Source organism: Burkholderia thailandensis E264 (genome assembly GCF_000012365.1).
Lineage (GTDB): Bacteria > Pseudomonadota > Gammaproteobacteria > Burkholderiales > Burkholderiaceae > Burkholderia > Burkholderia thailandensis.
The window spans coordinates 1,092,811-1,109,390 of sequence record NC_007650.1 but is presented as its reverse complement, the minus strand read 5'-3'; the positions used below and the strand labels follow the sequence as shown (position 1 = coordinate 1,109,390).

Here is a 16,580-nt window from a genome sequence, read left to right as displayed (position 1 = left end):
CCCGGCCCGTTACCCCGTCGTTCATTGTCTGTCTCCTCCCGGCAGGTGGCACGCCTGCCCGAGCGATCAATGTCACGCGCCGGCGCGAAGCTTGATTTGATCCTCATCAAAACTTGCGGATCGTGCGGGCGACACCATCGCGATGACGGGAATCGGCGCTCGCACGGCATGGCGGAACGCCGTGGGACGGCGTCCGCGAAACGCGCGCCGCGTATCGCGTATCGCGTATCGCGTGTCGCGTGTCGCGTGTCGCGTATCGCGTATCGCGTATCGCGTATCGCGTATCGCGTATCGCGTGTCGCGCGTCGCCTGGCGAAACGTCGCGCCAGCCGCACGCCGCGCGCACCGCCCGTTTCCCGCCGTCATCCACATCGCATCGGGGATACCCTTGCCCACCGAGCCGCTGCCCGCGCCACCCGTCGTCGTCGACCGGCCCGCCTCGCCGGACGACGCCGCGTTGATCGCGCCGGACGATCTCGCTCGTCTGCTGCGCGGCGAGCACGACGATCCGTTCGCGGTGCTCGGCATCCATGCCGAATCGTCCGCGCGCGACGTCGTCGTCCGCTGCCTGCTGCCGGGCGCCGCCCGAGTCGAACTGATCGACGCCGCCTCGGCACGCACGCTCGCCACGCTGTCTCCGGTCGGGTCCGGCGAACTGCATGCGATCCGCCTGCCGGCGCCCGGCCCGCTGCGCTACCGATTGCGCGCGCACTACGCGGACACGGTTCGCGACCTCGACGATCCGTATGCATGCACGCCGTGGCTCGGCTCGCTCGATTGCCATCTGCTCGCGCGAGGCGAGCATCGCGACGCCTATCGCCGGCTCGGCGCGCACCCCTGCGTGCATGACGGACTCGAAGGCACTGCATTCGCGCTGTGGGCGCCGAATGCGTCGTGCGTCAGCGTGGTCGGCTCGTTCAACGGCTGGGACGCTCGCGTGCACGCGATGCGCAAGCGAATCGAATGCGGCGTGTGGGAGCTGTTCGTGCCGGGCGTCGGCTGCGGCGCGCTCTACAAGTTCGCGCTGCGCACGCGCGACGGCGACCGGCTTCTGAAGGCCGACCCATATGCGCGGCGCACCGAGGCGCCGCCCCGCACGGCGTCGCGCATCTGCGCGCCGTCGGCGTTCGGCTGGCGCGACGACGCCTGGATGCGCGAACGCGCGGCGGCGCAATCGGCGCACGCGCCGATCGCGATCTACGAAGTGCATCTCGATTCGTGGCGCCGCCATCCCGACGGGCGCGCGTACTCCTATGACGAACTCGCCGACGCGCTGATTCCATACGTCGCCGCGCTCGGCTTCACGCACGTCGAGCTGTTGCCGATCGCCGAATATCCGTTCGCCGGCTCGTGGGGCTATCAGCCGGTATCGCTGTTCGCGCCGTCCGCGCGCTGGGGCGAGCCCGACGCGCTGCGCCGCTTCGTCGAGCGCTGCCATCTCGCGGGGCTCGGCGTGCTGCTCGACTGGGTGCCCGCGCATTTTCCGCAGGACGCGCACGGGCTCGCGCGTTTCGACGGCACGCACCTGTACGAGCACGAGGACCGGCGCGTCGGGCTGCATCGCGGATGGAACACGCTCGTCTACAACCTCGGCCGGCACGAAGTCGCGAACTTTCTGATCGCGAACGCGCTGTACTGGCTGCGCGAATTCCACTTCGACGGCTTGCGCGTCGACGCGGTCGCGTCGATGCTCTATCTCGACTACGACCGCGACGATGGCCAATGGCTGCCGAATGTACACGGCGGCCGCGAGAATCTCGAAGCGGTCGCGTTTCTGCGTCGCCTGAACGAGACCGTTCATGCCGACGCGCCGCAAGGCGCGATCACGATCGCGGAAGAATCGACCGCATGGCCGATGGTGAGTGCGCCGGTCGCGGCCGGCGGTCTCGGCTTCGACTTCAAATGGAACATGGGCTGGATGAACGACACGCTGTCGTTCATGCGCGTCGATCCGATCCACCGGCGCTTTCATCTGGACCGGCTGACGTTCGGGCTGCTCTACGCGTGGAGCGAGCAGTTCGTGCTCGCGCTGTCGCACGACGAAGTCGTGCACGCAAAAGGATCGCTGCTGGCGAAGATGCCGGGCGACGCCTGGCAACGCCACGCGAACCTGCGCCTCTATCTCGCCTTTCAGTACGCGCATCCGGGCAAGAAGCTGCTGTTCATGGGCAGCGAATTCGGGCAGGAACGCGAGTGGAATCACGATCGCGAGCTCGACTGGGCGCGGCTCGCCGATCCGGCGTCGGCGGGCGTGCGGCGGCTCGTCGGCGATCTGAACCGGCTGTACCGGCGGCGCGGCTGCCTGCATCGCCGCGATGCCGACAGCCGCGGCTTTCGCTGGATCGATTGCGCCGACAGCCACCAGACCGTGATCGCATGGCGGCGCATCGGCGATGCGCCGGACGATTTCGTCGTGGTCGTCTGCAATTTCACGCCGCAGCCGCGAACCGGCTACCGGATCGGCGTGCCGGCGGCCGGATTCTATCGCGAGCTGCTCAACAGCGACGCGGCCGACTACGGCGGCAGCGGTCTCGGCAACCTGGGCGGCGTGTCGAGCGAGCCCGTGCCGATGCACGGCGAGCCGCATTCGCTGTCGTTGCTGCTGCCCCCGCTCGCGGCGCTCGTCTTCGCCGCCCCGGGCCACTGAGGAGACGCGCGTGCCGCACGCCCTTGCACTCGACGCGGGCGCGCCCGCGCCGCTCGGCTCGCGGTGGGACGGCGGCGGCGTCAATTTCGCGGTCTACTCGCGGCATGCGGCGCGCGTCGAGCTCTGCCTGTTCGACGCATCCGGCCGGCAAGAGCGCGCGCGCCTGACGCTGCCCGCGCGCACGGGCGACGTATGGCACGGCTATTTGCCGGGCGCCGCGCCCGGAACCGTCTATGGATACCGCGTGCACGGCTGCTACGCGCCGCATCGCGGCGAACGCTTCAATCCGCACAAGCTGCTGCTCGACCCGTGCGCGTGCGCGCTGACGGGCGATTTCGTCTGGCACGACGCAGTGTACGGATACCGGCGCGATCGCGGCGCGGACGACCCGCACGCGCGCGATCCGCGCGACAGCGCGCCGTATGTCCCGAAGTCGCGGGTCGTCGCGCCCGCGGTGCGCGGCGCGCGCCCGCCGAAGCCGGGCACGCCGTGGCGCGACACGGTCATCTACGAGCTCCACGTACGCGGCTTCACGCGGCGGCACCCGGACGTCCCCGCGCCGCTGCGCGGCACGGTCGCGGGGCTCGGCACGCGCGCCGCGATCGCCCATTTGCGCGAGCTCGGCGTGAGCGCGATCGAGTTGCTGCCGACGGCCGCGTTCATCGACGAGGCCGAACTGGCCCGGCGCGGCCGACGCAATTACTGGGGCTACAATCCGCTCGCGCCGTGCGCGCCGCATCCCCGCTATCTCGCGCACGATGGCGACGACGAGTTCGCCTGCACCGTCGACCGGCTTCACGAGGCCGGCATCGAAGTGATCGTCGACGTCGTGCTGAACCACACCGCGGAACGCGATGCGCGGGGGCCCACCCTCTGCTTGCGCGGGCTCGACAACGCGAGCTATTACCGGCTGGACCCCGAGCGCCCGGCCCGCTATGTCGACTACACCGGCTGCGGAAACACGCTCGATCTGTCGCGGCCGGCCGCGATCGCGCTCGCGCTCGCGACGCTGCGCCATTGGGCGTGCGACATCGGCGTCGACGGCTTTCGCTTCGATCTCGCGACGACGATGCTGCGCGACGCCGACGGCCGCGTCGGCAACGAGGCGCCGCTCGTCGCCGCGATCCTCGCCGACGCCGAACTGGCGTCGCTGAAGCTGATCGCGGAGCCGTGGGACGCGACGCTTTCCGGCTATCGGCTGGGCGGATTTGCGCCGCCGTTCGCCGAGTGGAACGATCGCTATCGCGACGGCATGCGCCGCTTCTGGCGCGGCGATCGCGGCGCGGCGGGCGAATGCGCGACGCGCTTCGCGGGATCGAGCGACGTGTTCGCGCGCGCCGGCCGCGCGCCATCGGCCAGCGTGAACTTCGTCACCGCGCACGACGGCTTCACGCTCGCCGACCTGACGTCGTATGCCGCGCCGCGCGGCGGCGGCCCGGGGGCGTCGTCCGGCCGACGTGACGAAATCACCGTGTGCGGCGCCGACGAGAGCGCGGCGGACGACGCGAGCGTGCGGCTGCGACGCCGGCGGCTGCGCGCATCGATGCTCGGCGCGCTGGCGATGTCGCACGGCACGCCGATGATCGTCGCGGGCGACGAGTTCTCGCGCACGCTGCACGGCGACAACAACGCGTACTGCGTGGATTCGCCCGCGAGCTGGATCGACTGGTCCGCGCGCGGCGATCCCGATCGGGACCTGCGCACCTTCGTGACGCGCGCATTGAGCGTGCGACGCGCGCTCGACATGCTGCGGCAGACGCGCTTCTTCGATGGTCGCCCGATCGCCGCGCAAGGTGCGGACAAGGATATCGCGTGGCTGCTCCCGGAAGGCCGCGAGCTGACCGAGGACGACTGGCGCGCGAACGAGACACGCGGCTTCGCCGCGCTGCTCGCCGATCCTCGTCGCGGCGGCGACGCCTCGCCCTCGCGCATCTATGTCGCGATGAACGCGCGAGACACGCGATGCGCCTTTCGTCTGCCGGAAAGCGCCGGCGAGCGGACGCCCGACTGGCTCGTCGCGCTCGACAGCGACGCGACCGAATGCGCAGCCGCCGGCGCGCTGTATCCGGGCGGAAGCTGGATCACGGTCGAGGGCGGCGGCTTCGTCGCGCTCGTGCCGGCCGACACGGCGGGCGTCGGCGTCGCCGGCCCGCTCGCCGCGCGCGCGCGGCGCGCCGGCATCGCAATCGACTACGTCGGCGCGGACGGCCTGCGCCGGCAGGTGCCGGCGGAAGCGCTCGAGCGGCTTGTCGCCGCGCTCGGCGAACGCGCCGACGCGGCCGAGGGCCCAGACGGCACGACACGCGCCGGCGCCGACGCGGCACGGCCGTCGAGCGCGCGACGCCCGGCGACGCAAGCGCCCGCGCGCTGCTGGCTGCCGCTCGCGCTGCGGCAGCGTCCCGGATGCTGGGCGCTGTCGGTCCAGACGTATGGGCTGCGCTCGGCGCGAAGCTGGGGCATCGGCGACTTCGACGATCTCGCGCACATGATCGACGTCGCGGCGCGCCTGGGCGCCGCAGGGGTGCAATCGAGCCCCGTGCACGCGCTTTCGCTGTCGCAGCCGCAACGCGCATCGCCCTATGCGCCGTGCGATCGCCTGATGCTCAATCCGCTGCTGATATCGGCGCCGCTCGCGGCGGGCGATGCGCCGCCGCCCGACTATCTGCGCTTTGTCGAGCAACCGCGCGTGCGCGCCGAGTTGTCGCGCATCGAACGCGCGGCGACGATCGATTACCCGGCCGTCGCCTCGCTCAAGCGGCAGGCGCTCGCGCTGCTGCACGCGGCGTTCGTCCGCGACGGCCCGGATGCGGAACGCACGGCCTATCGCGCGTTTTGTCACGGCGAAGGCGTCGCGCTGCGCGAATACGCGACGTTCGAGGCGCTGGGCGAATGGCAAGCCGCGCAGCAGGGTCGATATGTCGGCTGGATGCAATGGCCATCGGCCTATCGCGATCCGCGCTCGACACCCGTCGCCGATTTCGCCGACGCGCATCGCGAGCGCATCGATTTTTTCATGTACCTGCAGTGGCAAGCGAGGCGTCAATGGCATCGCGCGGCCGCGCGCGGCCGTGATGCGCGGATGGCGCTCGGGCTCGTCGCCGACCTCGCGCTCGGAGCCGGCGCGGACAGCGTCGAAGCGTGGCGCTGGCCGGGGCTCGCTGCGCTCGATGCGGAACTGGGCGCGCCGCCCGATGCGTTCGCCGCGCGCGGACAGCGCTGGGGGCTCGCGCCCTGGCGTGTGCAACGGCTGGCCGACGCCGATTTCGCGCCGTTCGCCGCGGTGCTCGACGCGGCCATGCGCGACGCCGGCGCGCTGCGGATCGATCATGCGGCCGGGTTGATGCGCCAGTTCTGGGTCCCGCGCGGCGGCGACGCGGCGCGCGGCGCATACGTCTCGTATCCGTTCGACGCGTTGCTCGCCCGCATCACGCGCGCGAGCGCCGCGCATCGCTGCGCCGTGATCGGCGAAGATCTCGGCAACGTGCCGCCCGGCCTGCGCGAACGTCTCGCGCAAGCGCACATCCTCGGTTGCCGGGTTGTCTATTTCGAAAGGACGCCGGACCATGCGTTCGTCGCCGGCGATCGCTATCCGCCGCTGACGGCCGCGATGGCATCGACGCACGATTTGCCGACGATCGCGGGCTTCTACTCGGGCGCCGACAACGACGAGCTCGACGCGCGCGGATTACGCGCATCGCCGTCGCTCGCCGCGCTTGCGCGCGAAGAGCGACGAGTCGCCCTGGCGACGCTGCGCGCACGGCTCGCGCCGTATGGCGACACGACGAACGCGGCGGCGTTCGCGCGCGCATTGCATCGCTTTCTCGCCGACTGCGCGAGCAGGCTCGTCATCGTGCAGCTCGACGATGCGCTCGGCGTCGAACGTCAGGCCAATCTGCCGCCCCTCGGCGATGCGCCGCCGAACTGGCGGCAACGCATTCCCGTCGCGATCGACGCGCTTGCAAATCATGGGGGCCTGCGCGATCTCGCATGGATATTCGAGAAACGCGCGCCGTCGAACGGATCGAGCCGCACCGAATAGGCCGTGCGTCGATCGCCGCTCGAATCGAGCGCCGCCGTGGATGCAGAGGTCGTTCCGCCCACTCCGGCAGAGCATCGCCCGGCAAGCCGCGTCAACGCCTGCGCGCTGCACTGTTCAGGATCGGCGGCTCCGGCCCCGCTTGTGCCGCTCGCCCGGATACCGATCCGCCGAGCTTCCAGAGCTGCGCGCCGCCCATCCGGCCATGCGCCGGCCGTTGCTCATACGAGTGCGTGTCATCCTGCGCTCCGCCGAGCCGTGCGCCGCAGCGTATGATACGAGCCATAGCGCGCACCGCCCTTGCGCACCGGGAGCGGCGAATTCACGTTCGATTGGAGACATCCTTGAGGCCACCTTCAACGGCTTTGACCGCCATAACGGCTGCCGTCCTGCTCGGCACTGGTGTTCTTCCGTCATCGGCGACGGCGGATGTCCTGGCGCGCCGCAAGGAGGTGGCGCAACGCGGCGCAGAGGTCATGCCCTTCTCCCTGTCGGCCACCACCCATTTCTTTACGAAGACGTCCGACGGCGGAATCCAGCAGGTCGTCACCCGATATCACGACCCGAAGCAGACCGCGCTCATCCGCGAGCATCTGAGCGTGATCGCTCGCCAGTTTTCCGCAGGCGATTTCGAGGCGCCGGAGCAGATCCACGGGGATGCCATGCCGGGCCTTGCTTCGTTGCGAGCCGCACGGCCCGGCGAACTGCAGATCCGCTATCGCGACCTGCCCAACGGCGGGGAAATCGCATACCACGCGAGCGATCCCCGTCTGGTCGAAGCCCTGCACGAATGGTTCGATGCCCAGTTGTCCGATCATGGGCACGACGCGATGGCCGGGCACGAGCCGGGCATGATGCCTCCCCCCACATCAGATTCTTCGGCGCGGAAATAGGCCGCTCATTCGAACGGGATGTCGAGGACTGCCCCGTTCCGATCGACTGCAGCCCGCCGGCGGACGTTTGCTGCTGGCAGCAAGCTGGACGCATCGCGCCTTGGTGTGTGCATCGAGACCACGCTGAAGTCGACACGTTCTCTTCTGGAAGGAAGCCCGCCCGAGCCGTAAGGCTCTGATGTTGGCAAGAGCCTACGCCACGGCCAAATCACCCGCATGCATCGGGTCATTCTCCGCGAGATAGCGCCTCTGGTCACACCAGATCCCCCGCTGATCCCATAGCGCGCAGGGCCACGACGTGAATGCCGCAACCGAATCGTGAACGTATTCTGCCAGCAACTGGTCGACGACCAGCGAAGGCGGCGCCTGCTCGTCCCACGCCGACAGGATCATTTTCTCGTATGGGGTCAACTCACGCGGTGTCGGCGGGTAGCTTTGCGGGCCTGGGCGGCGTTCGATCGGGTAGCGCAGGAACTCGATGTGCCGCGCAAGCAGCCGCTGCTCGCGCAGGAGCTGCGTCGCCTGCTCTTGCGGATCTTTCGGCACGTCATACACCCATTCGTTCGGACGGCAGGCCGAATGGTCGGCGTCGGTCCCGACTGGTACGGTTCGGCAAAATGACTCACCAACCTTTGCATATAAACGCCCCAACACCCGCTCGTCAGCATGGTGCCGAGCGAGAACGCTGCGCCACCGGAAATTCAGGTAACGATGCGGTTGGATGAGCGCTTCGAGCGTGTCGCCGGAGGCTGACGGCAGGGTAGCCATATACTCGGTGTACAGCCCCACAATCCGGGCATCATCGGACAGATCGAAATCCTTCCTGATGTTCCTTGGCATCTGATCGAGAGGGATAATCGGCACGTGGGCCCTTAACGCCTCCGCAAACATGTGCCTCAACGGAATCAACGAAAGATCGTGAACACGCCCCTGCTCCTCAGGCCCGTAACCACCGCCGACATCGGAATGCACGCCGGGATACACGACTTCCTCACAGCTACCCTGGTAGGACTTATCGACACGCACCGAATCGAGCGGAAATGCGCGTCGAACTTCGTGTGCCGAAACGTAATGCACGCATCGCTCCACTTCGGCCGGTATCGCCAATTCCGACGCCCAATCGAGATGCAGAGCGGGACCGCCGACCGAGGCGACCGTGTCAAAAATGCCCATGAAGGTAATACGTAACGGCACGCGCATACCGCTCGGGGCCGCCCAATACAGCCTGCCCCCATCCTTCCCGCATTTTTGTTCAATGAATCGACGAGCGAATGCGCGCGCTTGCGTCGCACCCCGAGAAAAGCCAAAGATCGCGACAGTAACTTCGCGCATGTGCTTCCATGAGCCCGGCCCCCATTCAACTTCCAGCAATCGAGAGAACTCCGCGAGGGCGAACTTGATGCGCAAATCGCCACCAGTGCCGAGCCCAAGCCCGAGCACCCCACCTCCATCGTCGTTCAGACGATCGGTATAGCCAGCCACCTTTTCGAACTTAAATGGCGTCCCGACGCCCGGAATATATGTGCGCCGCACATCCGATTGAATCGAATCTTTAGTGATCCGGAATAGCTTAGCGACGTTCGAATGCTTGTTAAGCGGCACATCCCGATCCATGTTGTTGTTTGTACCATCGAAGAAGAACGGCAGACTCGGAAAAAGCCGACAGGCAACCATATCCGCCTTTTCTGCGGGACATTGTCTGCGCGCCACCATCAAACCGCTATCAATTGCCGATTGCTTCAGGTCATCATCAGTAATGGGGGTGCCAGCCTGTCGAACCGTCATTGTCGTTCTCGTCGGAAAGTGTTATTTGGCTACGCAACCCGATCGGCTAGGGCGTGTTCACACTATCGAAGGGCTTCGATAATCAGGGCGAAGTTGATAAAGGCAATGAACATCAAGTCGAGTTTGTCGAAGCGCGAGAAGATGCGACGAAAACCCTTCAATCGACGGAACAGCCGCTCGACTTCGTTACGACGCTTGTACATTTCCCGGTCGTATTCCCAAGGCTCGACGCGCGTACTCAACGGAGGGACGACCGGGATGAAGCCGAGATCGAGCGCGAGTTGTCGGGTTTCGTTACCTTCGTACGCCTTGTCCATCAGCAGGTGCAGCGGCCGATTCGGCGGCCCCAGGCGTTCGAGCAGTGCACGTCCCTGCGGCGCATCGCCGGCTTGACCGGGCGACAGTGCGAACGTTATGGCTGTTCGAGCATCCGCGGCAACCATATGAATCTTGGTTGTCCATCCTCCGCGAGACTTGCCGATGGCTTGAGGTCCATTTTTTTTAACGCACCGGTGCCGTCAGGATGAACCTTCACGATCGTGCTATCCAGCGATACCGCTTCAATCCGAACGCGAATGATCTGCGCGCGCTGCAACTCCGTGAACACTCGGTCCAGTACACCGTTGCGAGACCAACGGTTCATGCGCGTGTAGATCGTGTGCCAGCGGCCGAAACGTGGTGGCAGGCCGCGCCATTTACATCCGTGCTCGGCCACATAAAGGATCGCGTTGAGCACTTGCAGGTTCGACAGGCTCACATTGCCACGCTGTCGCGGCAGGCAATGTTCGATCTGCTTGAATTGGGCTTCGGAGATTTCCATCTCCGAAGCATAACCTCAAACTAATGTAGTGTGAACACGCCCTAGGCGAGAACGCCAATGCCGCAGTATTCAGATCACGCAAAATGACACACAAATAGGCATCCGTCTTGTGCCAGTCCGGATCCTGATGCGGGCCGCCCGAAGGGAAATTCACTTGGACGCTGTGCTTCTCGTCAGGCATCATAACCGCTTTGGTCTTCGGATCCTCCTCGTATCCCCATTCCCATGTCACGGTGACGGGCTTGCTCCAATCCCTCATTCCCGGGAAGCAACAAGCCGCTCCCCCACCTCCCCCACGCCTGCTCGCGTCCCCCGCCCAGTACTTCTCAACAAAAATATTCACTGCGTAGCGATCAGTATGATTGACGGGCACCATTGCAAGCGAGGGTCCGTTATTAGCAAGCGGATCGTTCGGCAGGCTGCCGGAACCAGCGCAGGCCGTCAGAGTGAATGCGGCAAAACACGTCGCGAGCACGGCTCGTCGGAGTTGGGTCAAGGTCATACGCGTCTATCCTGATCAGAAGATGTCTCTACGATGCCGAAAATCGATCACTCGCCGTCGGCAATATGGTTCGCAACAGCGCCACGCCATCGGGGTGCGAGTCGAACGCTTCCCCATGTCGCATCGCGAGCGCACAGTAATCCATCCATGCGCCGGGTCCCTCGATGCCGTGCTGCCGCGCACGCGCAATCTGACGGCACACAAAACCATAGCGGTCGCGTTCCGGCACGTCGGCCAACAATTCTGGGGCATGCTCGCTAAAATGTTGCAGCAAGCCGTCCGGCACGCTCGCCTCGGTCAATGCATCCACCTGCCCCTGATCGAGCTTGAGCGGCGGCTTGAGCGTCGCGGCGGAAGCCGGCATCCGATCCTGACGCCAGTCGATCTGACGCAGCGCGCCTTTGCGGTCCCAATATGTCCACCTCAGGATCGGCGCGAGAAACGCCTGACGCTGTTCACCGGACAGCACCGGCCCTTTCACGAACAGCGTCTCGTCTTCCGCCGAACCAACCAGCGTCGCGAGAATCGCCGGATCCCAATACGCGAGCACGATCGGCTCGCCATCCGGCAAGCACACGCGCAGAAACGACTTCAGATGCTCCGCGAGCGCCGCAAGCGGCAACGGCGATGCCAGAATCGTCGCGCACGGCGATGCCGGTCCATGTCGCTCCAGCCACCCACGCGCCGACTCAAAGTGACTCGGCGGAATGTAGATCAGGTGTGGCGATACCGCCTGCACGTCCGCCCCGCCGTCCAGCATGCATGCAACATGGTCGCGACGAACCGACAACGCCCCCGGCAAGCTGCCGTTGTGCAACGGCGCCGCGAGTACGTATACATGCGCGCCCAACGCTTCGGCTTCGGCGAACCTGGCTTGGATGCCGATGTCTTGGCTATTCCGCTCGGTCATCACGCCCCCATCGCCACGAACGCGCCGCGCCCGGCCGCCTGCTTCATCATGCACGGCACGCACACCGCATCCGGCTGCGTCGGCATCGGATACGGCATGCTGGCCGGGCCCGAGAAGTTGTGCAGGCTCCCCTTGATGTCGATCTTGCCCGGCGCATGGATCTGAATGTCGCCGCCCTTCAGGCGGATGTACGCCTGCCCCGACGTGATCAGTATCTCCTTGTCCGCCGCGATCTCGATGCGCTCCGTCGCCGACACGATCCGCACCGTCTTCTGGCCGATCAGGTCGATCGTCTCGCGATGCGACTCGATCTGAACCGCGTCCTTCGAGAACAGCTTGATCCCGCTCTGCGCGAACACGCTGACCTTCTCGCCCGCGCTCGCCACGAACGACTTCCCCGTCGCGACGAACGCGCTTTGACCCGCCACGACGTTCACGTGCCGATCCGCCGACGCGTGCAGCGACTGAAACGTCGTCAGCCCCATGCCGCCCGCGCTGCCGAGCAGCATCGCCGGCACCTTGAAGCCGTTCGCGCTGCCCGTCCCGCCGCCCGACGTGCGCCCCCCGCTCGCGCCCGGCTCGACCGGCTGCCGCGTCGCGTCGGTCAGTTCCGTCAGCGCGTCGTGCCCCGCCTTCAGACTCTCCGCCCGATGCTGCTCGCTCAGCGACGACTGCCGCGCGAGCACGTCCGCCGCGGCCTTCAGTTGATCGCGCGCCGCGTCCACGTCCAGTTGCTCGGCGTCGTGGCGAGTCGCGTGCGTGCCGATGTACAGGCCGCGATTGGCGCGAACCGCGCCGTATTGGTCCGCATGCAGCGTGAAGCCCGAGCCGAGATAGCGGCCGCGCGTGTTGCCCTGCTGTACGATCCCGTAGCCGAGCGTCAGATGGCTGTAGTCGCCCCGCGTCTTGCTCAGCACACGGGCGCGCACCTGCCCGGTCGCGTCGTCGAGCTGCATCTCGCTGTAACCGCCGCCGCCACCGTATTCGCGCGACTGGAAGCCCGACAGCAGCCCGTCCGAATGCCACATCGGCGGCGTCGCCCCGCCCGGCGCGCGCGATACGATGTACGGGCGGTCGCAGTCGCCGCCGACGAAATCCACATAGACGGTCTCGCCGCGTCGCGGCACGTGCACGCCGCCGTACTGCGGCCCGGTATCCGATTGCGCGACCAGCAGCGGCGGCGACGTCTCGAACGCGTCGGGCGGACTCTGCCGATCCCAATGGAAGCGCGCGCGCACGCGATTCAGCGGGTCCGTCCAGACATCCTCGCCGTTCGGCGTGACGATCGTCGCCATCTCGACCGACATCGCCGGCTTGCGATGCTCGAACGGGCTACGGTATTCGATATCGGTGCGCTGCGCCTCCACCTCGATGACGTACAGGCCCGTCGCGCCGTCCTGCGGATGCGGCGCGACCGCGAACGCCGAACCGAAGCCCGAACGCGCCCGCTCGATGTCCGCTTGCAGGCTGTACGGGAAATGCCGGCTCGAACGGGCGATCGACACGTTGTTCTCGATCGTCCAGCGGGCCGCCATGGCGACGAATTCCCGCGCCTTCGGATCGGATTCCGCATGCGCCGGATGATCGTTCAGCACGAAGCGGCCGCCCGCGTCGATCCAGCGCGAGCCGCCCACTCCCGCGTATCGCCTCGAGCGCGACTCGTATTCCTCCGCTCGAATGCGTGCCCACGCCGCGCCCCGGTCCGAGTCCGGATACCGGTACGCGCCCGCGCTGTAGTCTTCGAGCGGCGGATACGGAATCGCCTTCTGTTCCTGCGTGCGCCAGTTCGTCTGCTCGACGTAGCGCGTCGTTTGCACGGACTGCCGAACCTCGAACGGCGTCGACGGCCGCTTGTAGTCGCCGGAACGCGAGGCAACGTGCACGCTGTTCAACTGGCGCAGCGTTGCCCATTGCGTGAATCCGCCGATCTCGTCGCCGGCATTGCCTCGATAGAAGTCGATCGGCTTGGCTGCCGGCAGCGCCTCGACGCGATCGACGATCCTGAGCGTCGTCTTCTGCTCGCGTTCGTCGTGAATCCAATAGCCGTAGAGCCCTTCGTCTTCCATGATCCGGTTGACGAAGTGCCAGTCGGTTTCGCTCTGCCGGCAATACGAACGCTTCGCGAGCGCCCCGCTCAATTCGAACCGGAATGCGCCCTGAAGCGGCGGATAGCGATTGAACACCTCGGACAGGATTTCCTGCGCATCGCGGTCGAGCCAGAAATGCTCGTCGCGGCGATGCCGGAGAAAATGCAGCGCGGACGAAAAGCCGATTTGCCACGACGTCAGGCCGCCGTCGGCGCACGGTATGCACGTAGCCGTGGATCGGCCGGTAGTCGGCATTCAGGTCGAGCACGCCGCGCGGCGGCTGCATCCACAGCGTCACCGGCTGGGCGATCAGCGCGTCGGGATTCAGGTCGTCGCGCGTGGTCGCGGCGTCGATCGTCCATGTGTAATCGCGGCCGAGCTGGGCGCAGCCGAGCGCACGTAACGGAATCAGCGTGTTCGCGCCGAGCGGCGTGTCGAGCTTCAGCAGCCGCTCGCGCTGCAACAGCCCACGATGCATCGCCTCGAAGATCGGCGCAAACGCCGTCCCCTGCGGCTCGCGTGGCCCCAATGTCATTGTTCCAATCCTTTTTTTCTCTCAGGTTCGCCGGATTGGGGCATGTCGCGCCCCTTGTTCTCGGGCAATCTCGCGCGGTATCGGAACCGGCGAACCGCCTTCTTCTTTGCCGAATAAGGATGCCAAATCCGCTGAGCAATTCCTCAAATCGGCATGGCTTCCGGCCCGCCATGCCGGCGGTCATTCAATCGACATTGATAAATGCCATGTGGATAATCCGCTCTTGTTCGCGCCGGGACGAGCGATGCCAAAATCGTTTGCCTCGATCCCGAGCAAGCCCGGCGAATCTCGTCAGAACGCGGAACGGCCCTCGCCATAGCCGCACTGACGCCGCACCCTTCTTCGCCCGCTTCCGACCCCGCGCATCGCGCGTTGACGCGAAGCCCGCCCACGCGTCGGATGCCGCAAGCGTGGCCACTTCGAAGCACCTTCGAGCCGGCATGTATCCGCCTGCGACCTTCGCGCGCTCCGCGTCCAATTCAACTATCGGCGGCCCGGTGGTATGCTGATTCTCTAACGGCTCTGACTGGATCCGATCGTGATCAGGGTTGCCATTCTCGACGCCGCTCCCGACGGTCTCGCCCACGTTCGCCATCAGCTCGAAGGCGACAGCGATATTGAAATCGCATGGGAATCGGACAACGAAGCGGCAATGCTCTCCCGCCCGGACGCCGGTGATTCGCAAGTGCTCGTCATCGGCACGAGCGGATTCAGCAGCTTGCACGTTCGACTCGTCGGTCTAGTCAGGCAGCGGCGCCCCGATCTGCGCATTCTGGTCGTCAGCGCCGTCGCCAGCGAGGAAAACGCGGCCCATGCATTTGCCGCCGGCGTTTCCGGATTCGTCGGCCGGTTCGGCCGGAGATCGGATTTCATCGAGGCGCTGAGGATCGTCGCCGACGGCGGAAAATACGTCAGCCTGACCGAGGCGGCCACGTCGGATCGGCGAGGCGATCCGACGCACGAAGGACACTAGAGCTTGCTCACATTGGCCACATACTTGACGACATCGTCGAGCGTGCGCAGCCGACCGTAATGGGCCTCCGGAATATCGACCCCGAGCCTCGCGTGGAGCCCCGTCAGGAAATTGAGCCAATCCATCGAGTCGAGGTCGACCTGGCCGCGCAGCGGGCGGTCGGCACGCAGCGCAGCCAGGTCGACTTCCGGCGCGATCGCTTTCAGCGTCGCCAATACGGCGGCAAGTATGTCGGCGTCGTTCATCTGCTCAATGCCTCCGGGTTCTGCAACGCTTCGCTCAGCTCGACGAGGAACAACGCGCCGCGATGGCCGTCGGAGACGCGATGGTCGGCGCTAACGCTGGCGGTCACGACCGGCATGACCCCGAGCGCCCCGCCTTCGGCCCACGGCCGCTCGACGATTCGCCCGAACCCCACGAGCGCGACCTGCGGCGGATAGATGATGCCGAACACCTCCGCGGCGCCGCGATCGCCGAGATTCGTCACGGTGATCGTCGATTGCGACAGCTCGGCGCTGCGCAACGAGCCGGCGCGGCTACGTTGCGTCAGGTCCGCGAGTTCGCGCATCAATTGGGTCAGCGGCTTCGTGCCCGCATCGAGCAGCGCGGGCGCGATCAGGCCGCCCTGGCGCAGCGAGATCGCCACGCCGAGGTGCACCTGGCCGGCAGGCTGAAAGGCCCCTTGACGATAGAAGCCGTTGAGCTCCGGAAACCGGGTCAGCGTCACGGCCACGGCCTTGAGCAACAGCGCGGCCGGCAGCAGCCGGTCGACGACGGAACGCTTTGCGTTCTCCGCCGCAAGCCATGCGAGCGCCTTGCCCAGCGGAATCGGTTCGGACACGTAGTAGTGCGGGATCTCGTGCTTCGAGCGCGCCATCGCGGCGGCGATCACGCGCCTCATTTCGCGCGCGCGGTCGCCCGTCGCGGCAGCCTCGCTCGGAGCCGCGGCGGCGGCCGATGTCCGCTCGACATCCGCCAACGTCACCGAGCCGCCGGGGCCGGTGCCCGACACCGCGTCGAGATCGACGCCGCCTCGCATCGCCCGCTGCCGGGCGGCCGGCGAAATCTTGCGCCGCGCGCCCGCGCCGACGGCCGCGGCCGGCCTCGCCCGCCGGCGCACGGGCCTGACGGCGGGCGGCGTTTCGCCGGGTTCGAGCAGCGTCGCGATCGGCGTGCCCACCGGAATCTTCTCGCCCGGCTCGACGATCAGTTCGTCGACCGTGCCCTCCTGCCAGCTTTCGATATCGACGGCGGCCTTGCTCGTATCGACGACGGCCACCACCTGGCCCTTCTTCACGGCGTCCCCGGGCTTGACCTTCCATTCGAGGAGCGTCCCCTCGTCCATGTCGGCGCCCATCGAAGGCAACGTGAATTCGATCATGCTTCCTCCTC

General features: G+C 66.8%; 11 protein-coding genes and 1 pseudogene. 4 read left to right on the top strand and 8 right to left on the bottom strand.

Going from position 1 to position 16,580, the window contains the following annotated elements:
* Positions 1 to 142: 142 nt before the first annotated feature.
* The 3 genes from glgB to BTH_RS04855 all read left to right on the top strand — a co-directional run bounded on the left by glgB (position 143) and on the right by BTH_RS04855 (position 7,576).
* Positions 143 to 2,647: a 1,4-alpha-glucan branching protein GlgB gene (gene glgB / locus BTH_RS04865; protein WP_009896323.1), complete on the top strand. Its 2,505-nt coding sequence runs from the start codon at positions 143 to 145 to the stop codon at positions 2,645 to 2,647.
* Between the two features lie 10 nt (positions 2,648 to 2,657).
* Positions 2,658 to 6,686 (top strand): glycogen debranching protein GlgX, encoded by a 4,029-nt coding sequence (gene glgX, locus BTH_RS04860; RefSeq protein ID WP_009896322.1) that lies wholly within the window; start codon positions 2,658 to 2,660, stop codon positions 6,684 to 6,686.
* Positions 6,687 to 7,048: 362 nt separating this feature from the next.
* Complete coding sequence (locus tag BTH_RS04855; protein WP_009896320.1) at positions 7,049 to 7,576, top strand: hypothetical protein; 528 nt, start codon at positions 7,049 to 7,051, stop codon at positions 7,574 to 7,576.
* 192 nt (positions 7,577 to 7,768) lie between these two features.
* On the opposite strand, the gene BTH_RS04850 is transcribed toward BTH_RS04855, so the two are convergent.
* From BTH_RS04850 to BTH_RS04835, 6 genes and pseudogenes are all read right to left on the bottom strand, one after another.
* Positions 7,769 to 9,361: a T6SS phospholipase effector Tle1-like catalytic domain-containing protein gene (locus BTH_RS04850; RefSeq protein ID WP_011401079.1), complete on the bottom strand. Its 1,593-nt coding sequence runs from the start codon at positions 9,359 to 9,361 to the stop codon at positions 7,769 to 7,771.
* A 62-nt stretch (positions 9,362 to 9,423) separates the two neighbouring features.
* A protein-coding gene (locus BTH_RS33200) for an IS5 family transposase (RefSeq protein ID WP_230959315.1) occupies positions 9,424 to 10,139 on the bottom strand; the annotation gives its coding sequence in 2 pieces (ribosomal slippage) (positions 9,424 to 9,866 and positions 9,866 to 10,139; 717 coding nt in all).
* Positions 10,057 to 10,557 (bottom strand): DUF3304 domain-containing protein, encoded by a 501-nt coding sequence (locus BTH_RS29830; protein WP_227739554.1) that lies wholly within the window; start codon positions 10,555 to 10,557, stop codon positions 10,057 to 10,059. Before BTH_RS29830 ends, BTH_RS33200 begins: the two co-directional genes overlap by 83 nt.
* 154 nt (positions 10,558 to 10,711) lie before the next feature.
* Positions 10,712 to 11,593, bottom strand: a complete 882-nt coding sequence (locus BTH_RS04840) for a DUF4123 domain-containing protein (RefSeq protein WP_009896317.1) — start codon at positions 11,591 to 11,593, stop codon at positions 10,712 to 10,714.
* A complete protein-coding gene (locus tag BTH_RS35835) occupies positions 11,593 to 12,549 on the bottom strand; it encodes a DUF2345 domain-containing protein (RefSeq protein ID WP_237705081.1) in 957 nt (318 codons plus the stop codon). Before BTH_RS35835 ends, BTH_RS04840 begins: the two co-directional genes overlap by 1 nt.
* An 18-nt stretch (positions 12,550 to 12,567) precedes the next feature.
* Positions 12,568 to 14,158: pseudogene (locus BTH_RS04835) on the bottom strand (type VI secretion system Vgr family protein); the annotation flags it as partial.
* 595 nt (positions 14,159 to 14,753) lie between these two features.
* Between BTH_RS04835 and BTH_RS04830 the strand changes: the two are divergent.
* On the top strand, positions 14,754 to 15,188 hold the full coding sequence (locus BTH_RS04830) for a response regulator transcription factor (RefSeq protein WP_009896308.1): 435 nt from the start codon (positions 14,754 to 14,756) through the stop codon (positions 15,186 to 15,188).
* On the opposite strand, the gene BTH_RS04825 is transcribed toward BTH_RS04830, so the two are convergent.
* Positions 15,185 to 15,433, bottom strand: a complete 249-nt coding sequence (locus tag BTH_RS04825) for an acyl carrier protein (RefSeq protein WP_009896307.1) — start codon at positions 15,431 to 15,433, stop codon at positions 15,185 to 15,187. The genes BTH_RS04830 and BTH_RS04825 overlap by 4 nt on opposite strands.
* Positions 15,430 to 16,569 (bottom strand): dihydrolipoamide acetyltransferase family protein, encoded by a 1,140-nt coding sequence (locus tag BTH_RS04820; RefSeq protein ID WP_009896306.1) that lies wholly within the window; start codon positions 16,567 to 16,569, stop codon positions 15,430 to 15,432. Before BTH_RS04820 ends, BTH_RS04825 begins: the two co-directional genes overlap by 4 nt.
* Between the last annotated feature and the right edge of the window lie 11 nt (positions 16,570 to 16,580).